Below are 16,411 nucleotides of genomic sequence, written 5' to 3'. Positions count from 1 at the left end.
ACCCGTCCCCCGGGGGGAGAGTCATCATGGCTTCCGCCACCACGTCCGACGCGCCCGCACAGGCCGGCCGCGCCGGCAACAGCTCCTGGACGGTGGTCCTTTGCTGGATCACCGTCCTGCTGGAGGGTTACGACCTCGTCGTCCTCGGCGCCATCATCCCCACCCTGCTCAAGACCCATCACCTCGGCATGACCGCGGGCGACGCGACCACCATCGCGACGCTGTCGCTCGTCGGCGTGGCCATCGGCGCGGTCTGTGTCGGTCCGCTGGCCGACCGGCTGGGGCGCCGCCGGCTGCTCATCGGCTCGGTCGTGCTCTTCTCGGTCCTCACCGTCGTGGTGCCGCTGGCGGACTCCGTCGCGATGTTCGCCGCGCTGCGCCTCCTCGCCGGTCTGGGCCTGGGCGCCTGCATGCCGGTCTCGCTGACGATGATGGCCGAGCACATGCCCGCCAGCCGCCGGGCGCGGGCCAGCACGCTGACGATGACCGGCTACCACACCGGTGCGGTGATCACCTCGCTGCTGGCCCTCCAGGTGGCCGACGACTGGGAGATCCTCTTCTACCTGCTCGGCGTCGTCGGCCTCGTGATCGCCGTCATCCAGTGGTTCAAGCTGCCGGAGTCGGAGGCGTTCGTCCGGGCCAAGCGGGACGGGGCCCAGCGGGTGCCGTTCACCGAGCTGCTCAAGCCGGCGTACCTGCGTGCGGGCATCGGCATCTGGGTCGCGTCGTTCATGGGGCTGCTGCTGGTCTACGGCCTCAACACCTGGCTGCCGAAGCTGATGAACGACGCCGGCTACCCCGTGCCGGCCGCCGTCACCCAGCTCCTCGTGCTCAACGTGGGCGGTGTCGTCGGCCTGGTCCTCGGCGGATGGGTCGCCGACCGGCGGGGCATCAAGGGCACCACCATGGTCTGGTTCGCGGTCTCGGTGGTCATGCTGGGGTGTCTGAGCATCCGCATGGAGAGCGACCTGATGCTCAACACCGTCGTCTTCCTCACCGGCGTGTTCGTCTTCTCGGCCATGGTGCTCGTCTACGCCTACGTGACGAACTTCTACCCGGCGTCCGTGCGGAGCACCGCGCTCGGCTCGGCGTCCGGGATCGGCCGGATCGGCTCGATCGTCGGCCCGTCGATCACCGGCGCGCTGGTCGCCTCGGGGGTCGGTCACCCGTGGGGCTTCTACTTCTTCGCCGCGGTGGCGGTCCTCGGCTTCCTGGCCGTCATGACGCTGCCCCGCGGCCGGGGGCACGACCCGGCGGAGGCCGCCGCGCCCGCGGGGTGACGGCGCACGGCACGCGGAACGGGAGCAGTGGGTCAAGTGATCCGCTGCTCCCGTCGGCGTCCGGTGCCCGGTCGCTCAGTCGGTGTCGACGTTCTCGCGCAGGACCTTGCCGTTCGCCGCGTCGACGTCGATGGTGGCCTTGTCCCAGGTGTCGGTGGACACCACGTCGACGGCCCAGATGACCTGCTGGTTGTCGTTGTCGCCGAGTTCGACGTGGGTGACGGTGCCCTTGGCCGCGCCGGTGGCCGCCTTGACCGCCTGCTCGGGCGTCTGCTGGGCCTTGCCCAGCCAGTCGGCCATCTGGCTCTTGTCGTCGGCGTCCTGGTCCGGGTCGGCCTGGATGCGGAAGACCTTGCCGCTGACCGCGTCGATGTCGACGCGGTGCACGGTGCCGTCGGTCTCGGCGACCTTGGCCTCCCATTCGGGCGCGCCCTGACTGGGCGCCGGGTTCGGCATGCTGGGGCTCGGGGAGCCGGTCGGCGACGCGGTGACGTCGGCCTCGGTGCGCTTGAGTTCGAGGTCCACGAGCTTGCTCTCGGGGACCTCCTTGACGGCGGTGTCGGCGGCCTTGTCCCAGGTGACCTTCGTCGCCGAGAGGAGGTCCTTGCGCTCGGTCTGGTCCTCGTTCAGCGAGGGAGACCCGGTGGGGGACGCGGTGGGGGAATCGGTCGCGGTCGGAGACCCGGTCTGGGCCGCCTCCGCGACGCTCGAACGTGTCGAATCGGCGTTCGTGCAGGCGGTCAGCAGCAGAACGGAGGTGCCCAGGGCACCCATCACGGCCAGCGAACGCAGCGGCGGAAGTCGTCGTGCAGAGCTCATGATGCTCTCCGTAACCCCTCCGTCACTCGGACACACCGGCCCGTAGGAAAATCACTCCATCGGCCGGACGGCGGGGCTCAGCGGGCCCGGACGAACTCGACCCGGTCGGTTCCGCCCCCGGTCAGCGGGCGCCGGGGCAGCATCCGGATGCCCGCACCCTCCAGCCACTCCCGGTACGCGGTGGACTGGCGGGCCACCTCCCAGTACGCCTCCTCCAGCGCCGGGAAGACGGCGTCCAGCTCGGCCCGGGTGCGCGCGGCCAGCAGCAGGCGTACGCCTATGGGGTCGCCGTACAGGCGCCGCACCGCCATGTCGGGACGGGACTGGGAGCTGGGCTGGCAGACGGTCACGACCTCGCCGGTGGCGACGAGGGACGCGGCGGTGTGGTAATCGCCGTGCAGGACACGCGGGTTGAGGCCGACGGCGCGCAGCATGCGGTGCACGCCGTCCCACTCGCCGTCGACGGTGGGGTCGACCATCCAGCGGTCGTCGGCCAGGTCGGCGAGGCGGACGACGGGGCGGGTGGCCGCGGGGTGGTCGGCGGGCAGCATGACGAACTGCGGTTCGCGCTCGACGAGGACGCGCAGGCGCAGCCCCTCGGGGACGTGCAGGGCGCTGCCCTCGACCTCGTGCACGAAGGCGACGTCGAGCTGTCCCTCGGTGACCCGGCGCAGCAGCGCGTTTGCGGAGACGTCCATCTGGAGGGTGGGTTCCAGGCCCGGGCGTCTGAGCCGGCGCAGCCAGCCGGCCAGGGCGCGGCTGGCGGTGGAGCCGACCCGCAGCCTGCTGTCGCCGCCGGCCGCGGCGGCGCGGGCCTCCCGGACCAGGGTACTCATGTCGGTCAGCAGCGGGCGGGCCCGGCCGAGGACGGAGCGGCCGAGCGGGGTCGGGCGGCAGCCGGTGCGTTCGCGGACGAACAGGGGGCCGCCCAGGGCCTGTTCGATGCGGCTCAACTGGGTGCTCAACGTGGGCTGGCTGACACCGAGTTGGCGCGCCGCCCGGTGCAGGCTGCCGGCGTCGGCGATGGCGCACAGCGCGCGTAGGTGCCTCACCTCGAGCTCCATGCAGGGAGCGTAGGGCGGAACAGTTGGTTGCGCCAGGTGAACAAAACGCGGCGGATCAGGGCGAGTTCTGCACTCCGGTCCAAGCCGCACCCAAGTCGCGGTGAACGGTGATAGCCCGGGCCTATCACCGGTTGCCATCATCACAGCGGGCTCATGGGCGCTCCACACTCACCGGTGACGACTTCTCCCCACTCCCCCACTCTAGGAGTCATCGATGCGTATCAGCATGCCCCTTCTGTCCACCGCGGCCGGTCTCGGCCTGACGGCGGCCCTGCTCGGTACCGCTCCCGCCGCGACGGCCGCCACTCCCCAGGAGCCGTCGCACGCCGCCCACCTGGGCTTCGAGCCCTCGGCCGGCTCGGGCGAGGACGCGGCGGCGAACCGGGCGTTCTTCGAGGCGGTCATCAAGTCCGTGGCCGAGAAGCGCGCCGCCAGTCCGTCGTCGGCGGCGGCCGTCACCGTCTACTACAGCGCCACCAACGCGCCGAGCTTCCGCTCGCAGATATCCCGCTCCACCCAGATCTGGAACGGCTCGGTCTCCAACGTACGGCTCGCGGAGAGAAGTTCCGGCGCCGACTTCGCGTACTACGAGGGCAACGACTCGCGCGGCTCGTACGCCTCGACGGACGGGCACGGCAACGGGTACATCTTCCTCGACTACCGGCAGAACCAGCAGTACGACTCGACGCGGGTGACCGCGCACGAGACCGGGCACGTGCTCGGCCTGCCCGACCACTACTCGGGGCCGTGCAGCGAGCTGATGTCCGGCGGCGGCCCCGGCCCGTCGTGCACCAACGCCTACCCGAACGCCGCCGAGCGCAGCCGGGTGAACCAGCTGTGGGTCAACGGCTTCAAGGCGGCCCTCGACAAGGCGCTGGAGAAGACCTCCGCGCGCTGACGGCCCGATGACACACGCGGGGGCGGCCCGGCCGGGGCCGCCCCCGCGTGCGCGTGTGCCGGCCTGCTTGCCCAACCCCATCGCGGGTAACCGGAGTTCACATATCCAGGACCTCCGGAAGGATTCCGACATGGACGAGCGGCAGACGCCCGCCGACAGCGATCTCGGCGACCTGGAGCCGGGCACACGGCAGCGCGCCCAGTTGCGCACCCGGCTGTCCGACATCGCCTGGACCGCGCTGTGCGTCGTGCTCGCCCTGTGGGCGGTGTGGACCGTCGTCGATCTGGCCCGGGGCGCGACCGCGTGGGCGTACAGCGCCGTGGCCTGGGTGCTGCTCGCCGCGGCACTGGCCCTGCGGACGATGGCGGTGCGGCGCAGGACGTCGTTGTAGCGGGGCGCGTGCTCACCCGGGGACGGGCAGTGCCGCCCGTACGGCCCGGTGGACGGCGCGGGCCAGCCGGGCGCCCCATTCGGAACGGGGGCCGGCGAAGGAGTGCGTGACCTCGGCGCCGTGCGGCGCGCGGGCGGCGACGCACACGGCGTCCGTGGGGGTTCCCGAGCAGTCGAGTCCCGCGTCCAGCAGCGCCTGCACCTTGGCCTCGGTCGCCGTCATCACCGCGTTCACCAGTGCGGCGTCGCTCAGCGCGACCGGCACCGCGGCCATGATGTTGATCGTCCCGGGTGGGGCGGCGGCGGGGGCGCCCTCCTCGGGCGAGGCCGCCCAGCCGCGTACCGAGATACCGGCGGTCACGACGGCTTCGGCCCCGCCGTCGTGCGCGCGGGCGAAGGCGGAGACGTCGGCGGCCGTCATCAGACCCACACCGGGCCCCCGGGCGCCGGCGGCGTGGGCGAGGCCCGCCAGGTGGCGGGCGGGGTCGGTGCGCCGGTACCCGTGGGCGACCTGGGCGTTGAGCACCCACGCGCGCTCGGCGATCCCGCCGCCCAGCACGGCGCTGCTGGCCATCCGCCAGCCCGGGCCCGGGCGCCAGAGCAGGGCGTGCAGCCGTTCGCCGTCCTCCAGCCGCGTCAGGTGCTCCGGGGCCGGCAGGCGGTGCCCGGTGCGGGGCGGGGGCAGCAGGGCGGGCACGGGTCGGGGCTCCTCGGGGTGGCCGGCGGGGGTCCGGGCGGACCGGACGATCGTACTCAGTGGCGGTGTGCCCGGGGCGGGCCGCCCGGAGCGGTGCCGGGTGCGGCGCCGCGGGGGTGCGTTGCGGACCCGGTGCCGGGGACCTTCACTGAACACAACTTCGCCACGAGGCGACGGATCGGAGGCCGCGATGCTGTCCCACACCCTGGAGCATGGGGTCCTGGTCATCACGGTGGACCGGGACCCGGGAATCGACGGGCGGGCCACGCTGACCACGCACATCACCAACCTGGTCGACGCCCATCAGCCCACCCCTGTCGTCATCGTGCTGACCGACGGGGCCGACGGCCACGCGGCGGTCAGTGCCGTACTCCGGGCCCATCAGTGGTGCGGCCGGCTCGGTGTCCTGATGTCCGTGGTCACCCACAGCGCGCCGGTCCGGCGGCTGCTGGAGAACAACGCGGACACGACCGGTACCCGGCTGGTGGTGCACGCCCGCGTCGACACCGCCATCACGACCGCGTTCACCGCTGCGGCCTAACGTCCGCGCGCGATTCCGCCGTGCCGTTGCGCGCGGGGCCGGTGCCCGCTACGAGCGTCCGAGCCAGAGGTCGGGCCCGAAGACCTCGTAGTGGACGGCCTCGGCGGGCACGCCTCGGCGCAGCAGGTCGCCGCGGACGGCGCGCATGAAGGGCACCGGGCCGCACAGGTACGCCGTGAGTCCCGGGGGCAGGTCGACTCCGGCGAGGTCCACGAGACCGGCCGTCGCCTCCGGTGCCGCCTCACCGGGCTCCTCGTAGAACAGGTGGAGCCGGGCGTCGGGCAGCGCGCGGACCAGGTCGCGCTGTTCCCGCCGGTGGGCGTGGTCGGCGGGGCTGCGGTCGGCGTGCACGACGGTGACCGGCCGGGTGGCGCCGGCGGCGGCCAGGTGGTCGAGCATGGCCAGCACGGGAGTGACGCCGATGCCGGCGGAGGCGAGCAGCAGCGGTCCGTCGTCCTCCGCGAGGGCGAGGTCGCCGAAGGGTGCGGAGACGGTCAGTACGTCGCCCTCGCGGGCGTGCGCGTGCAGCCAGGAGGAGACCTCGCCGTCGGGCCGCCCGTCGTCGTGCACGCGTTTGACGGTGATGCGCAGGTCGGTGCGGCCGGGTGCGGCGGACAGGCTGTACTGGCGGATCTGCCGGGAGCCGTCGGGCAGTTCGGAGCGGACACTGACGTACTGGCCCGGGCGGAAGAGCGCCGCGGGGCGGTCGTCGGCGGGCCGCAGGACGAGGCTCAGCGCGTCGGGGCTCTCCTCGCGCCGTCCGACGATCTCCATCCGGCGCCACACGTCGCCCTCGGCCACGCCCGCCTCCGCGTAGAGGCGGGCCTCGACCGCCACCAGCGCGTTGGCCATCAGCCAGTAGACCTCGTCCCAGGCGGCGGCGACCTCGGGGGTCACGGCATCGCCGAGGACGTCGCCGATCGCGGCGAACAGGTGGCGGTGGACGGTCTTGTACTGGTCGGAGGTGATGCCGAGGGAGGCGTGCTTGTGCGCGATCCGGGACAGCATGACGTCGGGCCGGACGTCGGGCCTCTCCAGCAGCAGGCCGGCGAAGGCGGCGATGGAGCCGGCCAGGGCCCGCTGCTGCTCCCCGCCGGCCTGGTTGCCGCGGTTGAACAGGTCCCGGAGCAGCTCGGGGTGGGCGTCGAACAGCTTCCGGTAGAACAGCTCGGTGATGTCGCCGATGGCCGCTCCGACGGCGGGAAGGGTCGCGCGGACCACGGGGACGGACTGTTCGGAGAGCACGGCGGCTCCTTAATTGGTAGATGATATTCGTGTTTTAGGTCACGGGTGCGCGCCGCCGCGGGCGCGCGCCCGTCAGCCCGAGGGGCGGTCCGAGAGGCCGACGAGCACCGGGCCGGTGGGCGAGGCCACCAGGTCGGCGACGGTCAGCGGGTCGAGTGCGGCGTAGAACGCCTCCTGGGCGTCGCGCAGCGCGGCCCGCAGCCGGCAGGCCGTTCGCAGCGGGCACGGCGGATCGCCTTCGCAGGCGACGACTTCACCGTCCCCTTCGAGCTCCCGCACCAGCCGGCCGACCGAGGCGTCGCGCCCCGCGTCGGTCAGCGCCAGGCCGCCGCCGCGACCGCGCCGCGCCTCGACCACTCCGAGGTGCTGGAGCCGGGTGACGGCCTTCGCCGCGTGCGTGTACGGCACGGCCATCGCGTCGGCCACCTCGCGGGTGGTCAGCGGGTCGTCACCGTCTCTCACGACCGCCAGGCGCATGACGGAACGCAGCGCCAGGTCGGTGAACTTCGTCAGCCGCACAGCCGTGACGCTATCAAATACGCATAATGGATTCGTGTTTATTGACGGCTATGGCCCTGTGGCACGCGTCACCGGGCGCGGAAGGCGCGGTGACCTCTGATGGCAGGGCACGAAGAGGGCTCCCCCGCACCGGCACCCGCCCCTCCCCTCCCCCGGGTCCTGTGCGACACCGCGCGACTGCTGTCGTCCGGCGACGAGGCGGCCGCCGGCGCCCTGTGGCGACTGGCGGAACCCGGGCGGCAGCTCGACGCCAACGTCGTCCGCCTCCCCGCGGCGGGGCGGGTCGGCACGCACACCGAACCGGACCTCGACGTCCTGCTGCTCGTCCTCGACGGCGCGGCCTCCCTGGTCTGCGCCGACGGCGACCGCCCCCTGCACGCGGGCGTCCTGACCTGGCTGCCCCACGGTTCGGCCCGGGGTGTCGTGGCCGGCCCGGACGGGGCGACGTACCTGACCGTGCACCGGCGGCGTCCCGGCATGCGTGTGCAGCCGCCGGGCGCCGCCGACCGGCTCCGGCCCGGCGGAGACTGACACCGGGCGGCCGCACGGGCTCAGGCCTCGGCGCGCAGTTCCGTCAGGGACCGCGCGGTCAGGGGGCGCGGAGCGTCGTCCGGGTCGACGAGGACGACGGTGCAGGTGGCGGCGTGGGTGAGGGCGCTGGTGAAACTGCCGTCGGCGAACTGCTCCAGCGGGCCGCGCGGTGAACGGCCGACGGCGACCGTACGGGCCCGGGCCTCGGCGGCGTGCCGGGCCAGGGCGCGACCGGCGGCGGCGTGGTCGCCGACGCCGCCCAGGACCTGGCCGGTGGCGGCGACACCGAGAGCGCTCAGCCGGTCGAGATGCGCGGTGACCGCGCGCCTGGCCTCCTCCTCGGTCTCGGTGTCGACGGCCTGTTCCTCCACCACGGCGGTCAGGCGCACGTGGACGACCTCCAGCGGACTGCCGGTGTCGCGGGCGAGGCGGGCCGCGCTGTCGACGATGACGGCTGCCCGGTCATGGGCGCCGACGGCGACGATGACGGGGTGCGCGGCGGCCGGGGTCCCGGTCCGCACGGGGGTGAGCGACGGGGCCACCGCTGCGCCGTCGCCGGTGCCCGCCTCGGCCTCGCGCAGCAGCCGGTGGCCGCAGGCCAGGACCGGGATGGCGAGGAGGAAGGTGGCGGCGCCGAGGTAGAACGGGACGCCGAGGTCGGTGGCGTCGGCGAGCTTCCCGGCGGCGTAGGGCGCCAGGCCGCCGCCGATGAAGCGGAGGAAGCCGTACGCGGAGGAGGCCACGGGGCGCTCGACGGGCGAGACGAGCATGACGGCCTGGGTGGTGAGGGTGTTGTTGATGCCGATGAAGGCACCGCTGACGACGACCGCGACGACGACGGTCGCGGGACTGGTGACGCCGGCCGCGATGACGGCCATCACGATGCCGAGACCGAGCAGGTTGGCGTACAGGACCGGTGCGGTGCCGAACCGGGCCTGCAGGCGCGGGGCGAAGAAGACGCTGAAGGCGGCGACCAGCAGGCCCCAGGCGGTGAAGACCAGCCCGAGCCGGTGGGCGTCCAGCTCCATCGGGTACGGGGCGTAGCCGAGCATGGTGAAGAAGCCCCAGTTGTACAGCAGGGCCATGATGCCCATGGTGAGCAGGCCGCGGTGGCGCAGCGCACGCAGCGGCGCCATGGGTGAGGTGCGCCGTGCGGGCCTGGGCAGGTCGGGGACGAAGGCCAGGGTGGCGAGGAGCGCGACGGCCATGAGGACGGCGACGCCGAAGAAGGGTCCGCGCCAGCTGATGGCGCCGAGTTCGCCGCCGAGCAGCGGGCCGACGGCGATGCCGAGGCCCAGGGCGGTCTCGTAGAGGATGATCGCGCCGCCGAAGCCGCCGCTCGCGGAGGCCACGATGACCGCGAGGGAGGTGGCGATGAACAGGGCGTTGCCCAGTCCCCAGCCGGCGCGGAAGCCGACGATGCCGTTGATGGAGTCGGTGGCGCCCGCCAGGGCCGCGAAGACGACGATGATCGCCAGGCCGGTGACCAGGGTGCGTTTGGCGCCGATACGGCTGGACACCCAGCCGACGAAGAGCATGGCGACGGCGGTGACGATCAGGTAGCTGCTGAACAGCAGGCTGACCTGGCTCGGCGTGGCGTCCAGGCTGTCGGCCAGCGCGGGCAGGATCGGATCGACCAGACCGATGCCCATGAACGAGATGACGCAGGCGAAGGCGACGGCCCAGACGGCCCTGGGCTGGCGGAACGGGCCGCCGGACCTGCCCCGCTCGCCGGCCTCTCCTCGCGATGGGTCCATGAGCGCATGATGCATTTAGATGTAACGTGAATCAAGATGCATGGGGGCGACTTCCGCTGTTGCTTCCCCGCCCCTGAGGGCACTCGCTCCGGAAAGCGAGGGAGGTATGGGCATGGACTGGCGCGGTTTCGCGCAACAGATGGCGTCCCTGGCGCGTGATCTGCTGGCCCAGGAGTCGGTGAACGACACACTGGAGCGCATCACCGGCTCGGCCACGGAACTGGTGGAGGGCTGCGACGCCGCGGGCATCCTCATCCTGAGCGGGCGCCGGGTGCGGTCGCTCGCCCCCACCGACCAGGTGGTCGTGGAGAGCGACGCACTCCAGGAACGCACCGGGGAGGGACCGTGCTTCGACGCCGCCCGCACCACGGACGGGCAGCGGCAGTACCGGATCGCCGACTTCCGCGACGAGGCGCGACGCTGGCCCCAGTACGTCCCCGAGGCGCGCAAGCTGAACCTCGGCAGCATGATGGGTTTCCTGCTGTTCACGGAGGACGAGGACCTCGGGGCGCTGAACCTCTACTCCTACCGGCCCGGCGCCTTCACCGAGGCAGACGAGACGGCGGGCTGGCTGCTGGCCTCGCACGCCGCGGTCGCCTTCTCCAGCGCCCGTACGCACGCCCAGCTGCAGGAGGCCATCGACACCCGGCACACCATCGGCGAGGCCATGGGCATCCTCATGGGCAGCCACCACCTCACCGAGGACCAGGCCTTCGCCGCACTGCGCCGGTGCTCGCAGGACAACAACGTCAAACTGCGCGATCTCGCCGCCCGGGTCTGCGAGTTGGGCGACCTGCCCTGAGCGCCTTGCGCACGCATGAGCAAAGATTGACCGACTTCCTCTCGTTTCGATCACGAACTCTCGTATAGTGATCGTCCGTTGAGTGGCGTGTGACTACCCCCTGCTCGCACGCGCCCCGTTGGACGACACGAGGGCCGCTCCGGCGGCCTGGCGAGGACCCGATTGATGACCGCGCCCGCCCGCCCCGGCGACCGACCCGCTCCCCGCACCCTGGTGGCCGTGGCCCTGCCCTGCGCCGTGGTGTCGGCGCTCGCCGTCGGCGGCGCCGTCGCCGCGGCGCCCTCCTCGGTACGCCTTCCGCTCGGCCTGGGCGCGAGCGCGGCGGCGATCCTGCTCTGTGTCGCCGTGACGGTGGCCGTGCACGCCGTCCGTCGGGAACGGGCCACGCGCCGGCTGCTGGACGCCGCCCGCGCGGAGGCGGGAGCCCTCGCCCAGGAACGCGGGCAGCTGTCCGAGCGCGCCCGGCAGGAGCGGGAGCGACTGCGGGCGGAGGCCGACCGCGAACAGGCCGACCTCGTCGCCCAGGCCGACCGTGAACGCAGCGGCCTGCTGAACGGGTTCGACCACGAGCGGGAACAACTCGCCGCCGGTTTCGAGCAGGAGCGGATCCGGCTGGCCGAGCAGCACGCGCAGGAGGTCGCGCGGCTCGCCGAGGAGACCGGCCGGCTGCGGTCGCGGCTGGACCGGGCGCGCGGCGAACGTGCCGCCGCCGTCTCCGCGACCGCCAACGCGGCCGGCCGGATGCAGGCGCTGGCCACCGGGATGCTCGCGGACCTGCGCGCCATGGAGGAGCGGCACGGTGACGAGGACGTCCTCGCCGACCTGCTCCACCTCGACCACCGCACCGCGCAGGCGGGCCGGCTCGCGGACTCCGTCGCCGTCCTCACGGGGGCGCGCTCCGGACGCCGTTGGGCGCGGCCCATCGGCATGGAGTCCATTCTCCGCGGCGCCATGGGACGTATCGCCGGGTACCAGCGGGTGCGCGTGCACTCCGCCAGTGACGCCGCGGTCGCCGGGCACGCCGCCGAGGGCGTCATGCACGCCCTGGCCGAACTCCTCGACAACGCGGCGAATTTCTCGCCGCCGACCGCCGAGGTCCACGTCTACGTGGAGGCGGTGCCGGCCGGGGCGATCGTCTCCGTGGAGGACAGCGGTCTCGTGATGGGCGAGGTGCAGCTGCGCCGGGCCCAGCAGGCGGTGGCCGGCGAGGCCGCCGGGCTCGGTGGTCTGACCGGCACCCGGCTCGGCCTCGCCGTGGTGGGCCGGCTGTCGGCCAAGTACGGGCTGAAGGTGTCCTTCCGGCCGTCGGCGCGCGGGGGCACGGGTGTGCTGATGCTCATCCCCCAGGACATTCTGAGCGGCCCCGGCGCTTCCGACGGTCCGGCGGCCCCGCCGGTGGCGGCCCCGGCCGACCGGCCGCGCGGCTCCGCGCCGACCGCGACCGCTCCCGCGCGGGAACCGGGTCCCGGGGCGGCCTCGGCCGAGGCCACGCGCCTCCCGGAGACTGGAGCCGCGGAGGCGGCGCCCGAACGGCAGCCCGGGTCCGCCCCGGTCGTGCCCGACCCGGAGACGGGGACCGCCCCCACCGGGGCCGACCCGACGACCGGCACCACCCGCGCCGTGTCCGACCCGACGACCGGTTCCGTACCCGCCACCCCCTCCCCGGAGTCCGGTTCCGCCCCCTCCGAACCGCCGCCCACGCACGACCTGGCGGACCGGGAGCAGGACGAAGGGATCGCCGGGCTGCCCAAGCGCCGCCGGGGCAGGACCCTCGCCGCGGCCGAACGTGCCCGGGCCACCGCCCGGGCCGCCGAACCGCGCCCCGCACCGGCGGCCGACGACGCGAAGGTGCGCGCGGCCCGCTTCAGCAGCTTCCGCCAGGCCGTGCGCGCCGCCGACACCGGCGCCTCGCGGACCGGCAGCACCCCCATGCCGGACCGCACCAACTCCACACGGGACGGCGCCGCCCCGGCCGAGCCCTCCCCGGACGACACCACCCCCGACCACCCCTCCCACTCGCACGCGCACCCGGAAGGCGACACCACTTCATGACCGGCTCGACCACCGCCGACGAGAAGCTCACCTGGCTCATCGAGGGCCTGCTGGAGCGCACGCCGGGCGCGCGGCACGCGCTCGTGCTCTCCCGAGACGGCCTCAAGCTGTGCCGCACCCCGGAACTCTCCGTCGACCAGGCGGACCAGCTGGCCGCGATCGCCGCCGGCATCCAGTCGCTGTCCCACGGCGCATCCGTGGAGTTCGGCGACGGCAGCGGCGGGGTGCGCTCGGCCATGACCGAGTTCTACGGCGGGATCCTGTTCATCGTGGAGGCCGGCGAGGGCGCGCACCTCGCCGTGGTCACCGCGGAGGACGCGGACGCGGGGCTGGTCGGACACAACATGAGCGAGCTGATCGAGCAGCTCGGGGAGCACCTCACCGCGCAGCCCCGCACGTCATGAGCCGCCCCGGCAGGGACGACTCCCCCGACCGGCTGTACACCGTCACCCAGGGGCGCAGCCGGTCCGCGTCCGACAACCCCTTCGACCTGGTCACCCTGGTGGTCGCGGAGTGCGAGCCGACGCGCGGCATGCAGTCGGAGCATTCGGCGATCCTGCGGCTGACCCAGGCGCCCACGGCCGTCGTGGAGATCGCCGCCGAACTGCGGCTGCCCGTGAGCATCACCAAGATCCTGCTCTCCGACCTGCACGCCGCGGGCCGGGTGAGCGCCCGCCACCCGTACACGGCAGCCGTCCCCGATCCCGACATCCTGGAGCAGGTGCTCGTTGGACTCCGCAATCTCTGACGCCCGCACCCCACTGGGTGCGTCCGCCGACAACGGCCTCAAGATCGTGGTCGTGGGCGGGTTCGGCGTCGGCAAGACGACCATGGTCCGCTCGGTCAGCGAGATACGTCCCCTCAACACCGAGGAGACGATGACGCAGGCCGGCGAGACGGTCGACGACATCAGCGACGTGCGCGGCAAGACCGCGACGACCGTCGCCTTCGACTTCGGCCGCATCAGCCTCGACGCGCGCAACGTGCTGTACCTGTTCGGCGCGCCCGGCCAGGAGCGGTTCTGGTTCCTGTGGGACCGGCTGTTCTCCGGCACGCTCGGCGCGGTGGTCCTCGTCGACACCCGGCGCATCGACGACTCCTGGTACGCCATCGACCGGCTGGAGCACCACGGCACGCCGTTCATCGTCGCCTGCAACGACTTCGGCGGCCCGCGGCACCCGCCCGAGGCGGTCCGCGAGGCACTCGATCTGGACCCGGGGGTGCCGCTGGTCTTCTGCGACGCCCGGTCCCGCGAGTCCAGCAAGCAGGTACTGATCGCGCTGGTCGAGCACCTGAGGACCCGTTACGCCGGCCATGCCGCCCCGCCCCGACAGGAGTTCGTGTGAGCACCGACGCCACCGACGCCGTACCGCTCAGCGGCCCCCGCTTCCAGACCGAACCCGCGCTGCTGTACCGGCAGATGCGGCGCGACCACGGTGCCGTCACACCGGTGCTGCTGGACGGGGACGTCCCGGCCTGGCTAGTGGTCGGCTACCGCGAGCTGCACCAGGTGACCGGCGATCCGGTGCTGTTCAGCCGGGACTCGGAGCTGTGGAACCAGTGGGAGAACATCCCGGAGGACTGGCCGCTGCTCCCGATGATCGGCCGCAGGCAGCCGTCGATCCTCTACACGGTCGGCGAACGGCACCGGGAGCGGGCCGCCATGATCAGCGACGCGCTGGAGGCCGTCGACCCGCACGTCCTGCGCGGCCACGCCGAGCGGTTCGCCGACGAACTCGTCGACCGGCTCTGTGCCAAGGGCGAGGCGGACCTGGTCGCCGACTACGCCATGCTGTTGCCGGTGCGGGTCCTGGCCCGGCTGTACGGCTTCTCCGACGAGCAGGGACCGGCCCTGGTCACCGCCCTCAACGACATGATCGACGGCAGGGAGCGGGCCATCGCGGGCCAGACGCACCTCGGTACGTCGATGGCGCGGCTCCTCGCCGACCGGAAGGCGGCGCCCGCCGACGACGTCGCCTCCCGGATGCTGACCGACGAGCGCGGCTTCACCGAGGAGGAGGTCGCCCAGGACCTGATGGTGATGATGGCCGCGGGCCACCAGCCGACGGCGGACTGGATCGGCAACTCGCTGCGCCTGATGCTCACCGACGAGCGGTTCGCGGCCTCGCTGTTCGGCGGCCGCAACAGCGTCGCCGAGGCCATGAACGAGGTGCTGTGGGAGGACACCCCCACGCAGAACGTGGCCGGCCGCTGGGCCTCCCGCGACACCCGGCTCGGCGACCGCCGGATCCGCGCCGGCGACCTGGTGCTGCTCGGCCTCCAGGGCGCCAACTCCGACCCGCAGGTGCGCACCGACGGCTCCGCCCTCACCGGCGGCAACAACGCGCACTTCTCCTTCGGCCACGGCGAGCACCGCTGCCCCTTCCCCGCGCAGGAGGTCGCCGAGGTCATCGCGCGCACGGGCATCGAGGTCGTCCTCGACCGGCTGCCGGACATCGACCTGGCGGTGCCCGCCGCGTCCCTCACCCGTCGCCCCTCGCCCTGGCTGCGGGGGCTGACCGAGTTGCCCGTGCGGTTCACCCCGACCACTGCCCTGGGAGGCACGCCAGCATGACGACCGGCACCGAAGAAGCCCGGATACCGCTGGACCCGTTCGTCACCGACCTGGACGGCGAGGGCGCGCGGCTGCGCGCCGCCGGACCGCTCGCCGCCGTGGAGCTGCCGGGCGGCGTCCCCGTCTGGGCGGTCACGCACCACGCGGAGGCCAAGTCCCTGCTGACGGACCCCCGGCTGGTCAAGGACATCAACGTGTGGGGCGCCTGGCAGCGCGGTGAGATCCCCGCGGACTGGCCGCTGATCGGGCTGGCCAACCCCGGCCGTTCGATGCTCACGGTGGACGGCGCCGAGCACCGGCGGCTGCGGACGCTCGTGGCGCAGGCGCTCACGGTGCGCCGGGTGGAGCACATGCGGGAGCGGATCACGGAGCTGACCGGCCGGCTGCTCGACGAGCTGCCCGCGGACGGCGGCGTGGTCGACCTCAAGTCGGTCTTCGCCTACCCGCTGCCCATGTACGTCGTCGCCGACCTGATGGGCATCGAAGAGGCGCGCCTGCCGCGCCTGAAGGTGCTGTTCGAGAAGTTCTTCTCCACGCAGACACCGCCCGAGGAGGTCCTCGCGACCCTCACCGAGCTGGCCTCGATCATGGCGGAGACGGTCGCCGCGAAACGGGCCGCGCCCGGCGACGACCTGACCAGCGCGCTGATCCAGGCGTCCGAGAACGGCGACCACCTCACCGACGAGGAGATCGTCTCCACGCTCCAGCTGATGGTGGCCGCCGGCCACGAGACCACGATCTCGCTGATCGTGAACTCCGTGGTCAACCTGTCCACCCATCCCGAGCAGCGGGACCTGGTGCTCTCCGGGAAGGCGGACTGGTCGGCGGTGATCGAGGAGACGCTGCGCTGGTCGACCCCGACCTCGCACGTCCTGATCCGCTTCGCGACCGAGGACGTGCCGGTCGGCGACCGGGTGATCCCCGCCGGGGACGCGCTGATCGTGTCGTACGGCGCGCTGGGCCGGGACGAGCGGGCGCACGGTCCGACGGCCGGGGGGTTCGACATCACCCGCACGTCGGAGAACCGGCACATCTCGTTCGGCCACGGCCCGCACGTGTGCCCCGGCGCGGCCCTGTCCCGGCTGGAGGCCGGCGTGGCGCTCCCCGCCCTCTACGCCCGCTTCCCGGAGCTGGACCTCGCGGTGCCCGCCGCGGAGCTGCGCAACAAGCCGGTGGTCACGCAGAACGACCTGTTCGAGCTGCCGGTCAAGCTGGCCTGACGCACTCGACGGCCCGCGGGG

Annotated in this window: 18 protein-coding genes; 12 read left to right on the top strand and 6 right to left on the bottom strand. The window is 73.3% G+C overall.

The genetic code is table 11. The features are described from left to right. The first annotated feature begins 26 nt into the window (after window positions 1–26). On the top strand, window positions 27–1,280 hold the full coding sequence (locus ACFC1X_RS31450; RefSeq protein WP_376360133.1) for an MFS transporter: 1,254 nt from the start codon (window positions 27–29) through the stop codon (window positions 1,278–1,280). A 75-nt stretch (window positions 1,281–1,355) separates the two neighbouring features. Here the strand turns inward: ACFC1X_RS31450 and ACFC1X_RS31445 are convergent, their stop codons facing one another. Beyond that, window positions 1,356–2,099 (bottom strand): PepSY domain-containing protein, encoded by a 744-nt coding sequence (locus tag ACFC1X_RS31445; protein ID WP_376360130.1) that lies wholly within the window; start codon window positions 2,097–2,099, stop codon window positions 1,356–1,358. Between the two features lie 77 nt (window positions 2,100–2,176). Then, window positions 2,177–3,163 carry a LysR substrate-binding domain-containing protein gene (locus ACFC1X_RS31440; RefSeq protein ID WP_376360127.1) on the bottom strand — a complete coding sequence of 329 codons (987 nt, stop codon included), beginning with the start codon at window positions 3,161–3,163 and terminating at the stop codon, window positions 2,177–2,179. Window positions 3,164–3,377: 214 nt separating this feature from the next. Here ACFC1X_RS31440 and snpA point away from each other — a divergent pair, with 214 nt between their 5' ends. Both snpA and ACFC1X_RS31430 read left to right on the top strand, forming a co-directional pair. Continuing rightward, window positions 3,378–4,061 (top strand): snapalysin, encoded by a 684-nt coding sequence (gene snpA / locus ACFC1X_RS31435; protein WP_376360124.1) that lies wholly within the window; start codon window positions 3,378–3,380, stop codon window positions 4,059–4,061. A gap of 130 nt (window positions 4,062–4,191) precedes the next feature. Beyond that, on the top strand, window positions 4,192–4,452 hold the full coding sequence (locus tag ACFC1X_RS31430; protein ID WP_376360120.1) for a hypothetical protein: 261 nt from the start codon (window positions 4,192–4,194) through the stop codon (window positions 4,450–4,452). 12 nt (window positions 4,453–4,464) lie between these two features. On the opposite strand, the gene ACFC1X_RS31425 is transcribed toward ACFC1X_RS31430, so the two are convergent. Then, complete coding sequence (locus tag ACFC1X_RS31425; protein WP_376360117.1) at window positions 4,465–5,148, bottom strand: adenosylcobinamide amidohydrolase; 684 nt, start codon at window positions 5,146–5,148, stop codon at window positions 4,465–4,467. Between the two features lie 190 nt (window positions 5,149–5,338). On the opposite strand from ACFC1X_RS31425, the gene ACFC1X_RS31420 reads away from it, so the two are divergent. Then, window positions 5,339–5,689: a hypothetical protein gene (locus ACFC1X_RS31420; RefSeq protein ID WP_376360114.1), complete on the top strand. Its 351-nt coding sequence runs from the start codon at window positions 5,339–5,341 to the stop codon at window positions 5,687–5,689. Window positions 5,690–5,737: 48 nt separating this feature from the next. Here the strand turns inward: ACFC1X_RS31420 and ACFC1X_RS31415 are convergent, their stop codons facing one another. Together ACFC1X_RS31415 and nsrR are read right to left on the bottom strand one after the other, a co-directional pair. After that, on the bottom strand, window positions 5,738–6,934 hold the full coding sequence (locus ACFC1X_RS31415) for a globin domain-containing protein (protein ID WP_376360112.1): 1,197 nt from the start codon (window positions 6,932–6,934) through the stop codon (window positions 5,738–5,740). 72 nt (window positions 6,935–7,006) lie between these two features. Next, window positions 7,007–7,453, bottom strand: coding sequence for a nitric oxide-sensing transcriptional repressor NsrR (nsrR, locus tag ACFC1X_RS31410; RefSeq protein ID WP_376360109.1), 447 nt, complete (start codon window positions 7,451–7,453; stop codon window positions 7,007–7,009). Window positions 7,454–7,552: 99 nt separating this feature from the next. Between nsrR and ACFC1X_RS31405 the strand changes: the two genes are divergently transcribed. After that, window positions 7,553–7,984 (top strand): hypothetical protein, encoded by a 432-nt coding sequence (locus ACFC1X_RS31405; protein WP_376360106.1) that lies wholly within the window; start codon window positions 7,553–7,555, stop codon window positions 7,982–7,984. A gap of 20 nt (window positions 7,985–8,004) precedes the next feature. Here the strand turns inward: ACFC1X_RS31405 and ACFC1X_RS31400 are convergent, their stop codons facing one another. Then, entirely contained in the window at window positions 8,005–9,741 is a 1,737-nt protein-coding gene (locus ACFC1X_RS31400; RefSeq protein WP_376360103.1) for an MFS transporter, read from the bottom strand. Window positions 9,742–9,853: 112 nt separating this feature from the next. Between ACFC1X_RS31400 and ACFC1X_RS31395 the strand changes: the two genes are divergently transcribed. The 7 genes from ACFC1X_RS31395 to ACFC1X_RS31365 all read left to right on the top strand — a co-directional run bounded on the left by ACFC1X_RS31395 (window position 9,854) and on the right by ACFC1X_RS31365 (window position 16,390). After that, window positions 9,854–10,543, top strand: coding sequence for a GAF and ANTAR domain-containing protein (locus tag ACFC1X_RS31395; RefSeq protein ID WP_376360101.1), 690 nt, complete (start codon window positions 9,854–9,856; stop codon window positions 10,541–10,543). Window positions 10,544–10,708: 165 nt separating this feature from the next. Beyond that, window positions 10,709–12,595: an ATP-binding protein gene (locus ACFC1X_RS31390; protein ID WP_376360098.1), complete on the top strand. Its 1,887-nt coding sequence runs from the start codon at window positions 10,709–10,711 to the stop codon at window positions 12,593–12,595. Further along, a complete protein-coding gene (locus ACFC1X_RS31385; protein WP_376360095.1) occupies window positions 12,592–12,999 on the top strand; it encodes a roadblock/LC7 domain-containing protein in 408 nt (135 codons plus the stop codon). Before ACFC1X_RS31390 ends, ACFC1X_RS31385 begins: the two co-directional genes overlap by 4 nt. Continuing rightward, a complete protein-coding gene (locus ACFC1X_RS31380) occupies window positions 12,996–13,343 on the top strand; it encodes a DUF742 domain-containing protein (protein WP_376360092.1) in 348 nt (115 codons plus the stop codon). The genes ACFC1X_RS31385 and ACFC1X_RS31380 overlap by 4 nt, the downstream gene beginning before the upstream one ends. Further along, entirely contained in the window at window positions 13,324–13,941 is a 618-nt protein-coding gene (locus tag ACFC1X_RS31375) for an ATP/GTP-binding protein (protein ID WP_376360089.1), read from the top strand. The genes ACFC1X_RS31380 and ACFC1X_RS31375 overlap by 20 nt, the downstream gene beginning before the upstream one ends. Next, window positions 13,938–15,170, top strand: a complete 1,233-nt coding sequence (locus tag ACFC1X_RS31370; RefSeq protein WP_376360086.1) for a cytochrome P450 — start codon at window positions 13,938–13,940, stop codon at window positions 15,168–15,170. Before ACFC1X_RS31375 ends, ACFC1X_RS31370 begins: the two co-directional genes overlap by 4 nt. Further along, window positions 15,167–16,390, top strand: coding sequence for a cytochrome P450 (locus ACFC1X_RS31365; protein ID WP_376360083.1), 1,224 nt, complete (start codon window positions 15,167–15,169; stop codon window positions 16,388–16,390). Before ACFC1X_RS31370 ends, ACFC1X_RS31365 begins: the two co-directional genes overlap by 4 nt. The last annotated feature ends 21 nt before the right edge of the window (window positions 16,391–16,411 follow it).

The sequence above is a fragment of the Streptomyces sp. NPDC056128 genome (assembly GCF_042263835.1).
Lineage (GTDB): Bacteria > Actinomycetota > Actinomycetes > Streptomycetales > Streptomycetaceae > Streptomyces.
This window is presented reverse-complemented; position numbering and strand designations above follow the sequence as displayed.

Coding starts and splice junctions, on each gene's coding strand:
- ACFC1X_RS31450 (WP_376360133.1), top strand. CDS start 27: ATGGCTTCCGCCACCACGTCCGACGCGCCCGCACAGGCCGGCCGCGCC.
- snpA (WP_376360124.1), top strand. CDS start 3,378: ATGCGTATCAGCATGCCCCTTCTGTCCACCGCGGCCGGTCTCGGCCTG.
- ACFC1X_RS31400 (WP_376360103.1), bottom strand. CDS start 9,741: ATGGACCCATCGCGAGGAGAGGCCGGCGAGCGGGGCAGGTCCGGCGGC.
- ACFC1X_RS31385 (WP_376360095.1), top strand. CDS start 12,592: ATGACCGGCTCGACCACCGCCGACGAGAAGCTCACCTGGCTCATCGAG.
- ACFC1X_RS31405 (WP_376360106.1), top strand. CDS start 7,553: ATGGCAGGGCACGAAGAGGGCTCCCCCGCACCGGCACCCGCCCCTCCC.
- ACFC1X_RS31420 (WP_376360114.1), top strand. CDS start 5,339: ATGCTGTCCCACACCCTGGAGCATGGGGTCCTGGTCATCACGGTGGAC.
- ACFC1X_RS31445 (WP_376360130.1), bottom strand. CDS start 2,099: ATGAGCTCTGCACGACGACTTCCGCCGCTGCGTTCGCTGGCCGTGATG.
- ACFC1X_RS31440 (WP_376360127.1), bottom strand. CDS start 3,163: ATGGAGCTCGAGGTGAGGCACCTACGCGCGCTGTGCGCCATCGCCGAC.
- ACFC1X_RS31390 (WP_376360098.1), top strand. CDS start 10,709: ATGACCGCGCCCGCCCGCCCCGGCGACCGACCCGCTCCCCGCACCCTG.
- ACFC1X_RS31380 (WP_376360092.1), top strand. CDS start 12,996: ATGAGCCGCCCCGGCAGGGACGACTCCCCCGACCGGCTGTACACCGTC.
- ACFC1X_RS31365 (WP_376360083.1), top strand. CDS start 15,167: ATGACGACCGGCACCGAAGAAGCCCGGATACCGCTGGACCCGTTCGTC.
- ACFC1X_RS31395 (WP_376360101.1), top strand. CDS start 9,854: ATGGACTGGCGCGGTTTCGCGCAACAGATGGCGTCCCTGGCGCGTGAT.
- ACFC1X_RS31430 (WP_376360120.1), top strand. CDS start 4,192: ATGGACGAGCGGCAGACGCCCGCCGACAGCGATCTCGGCGACCTGGAG.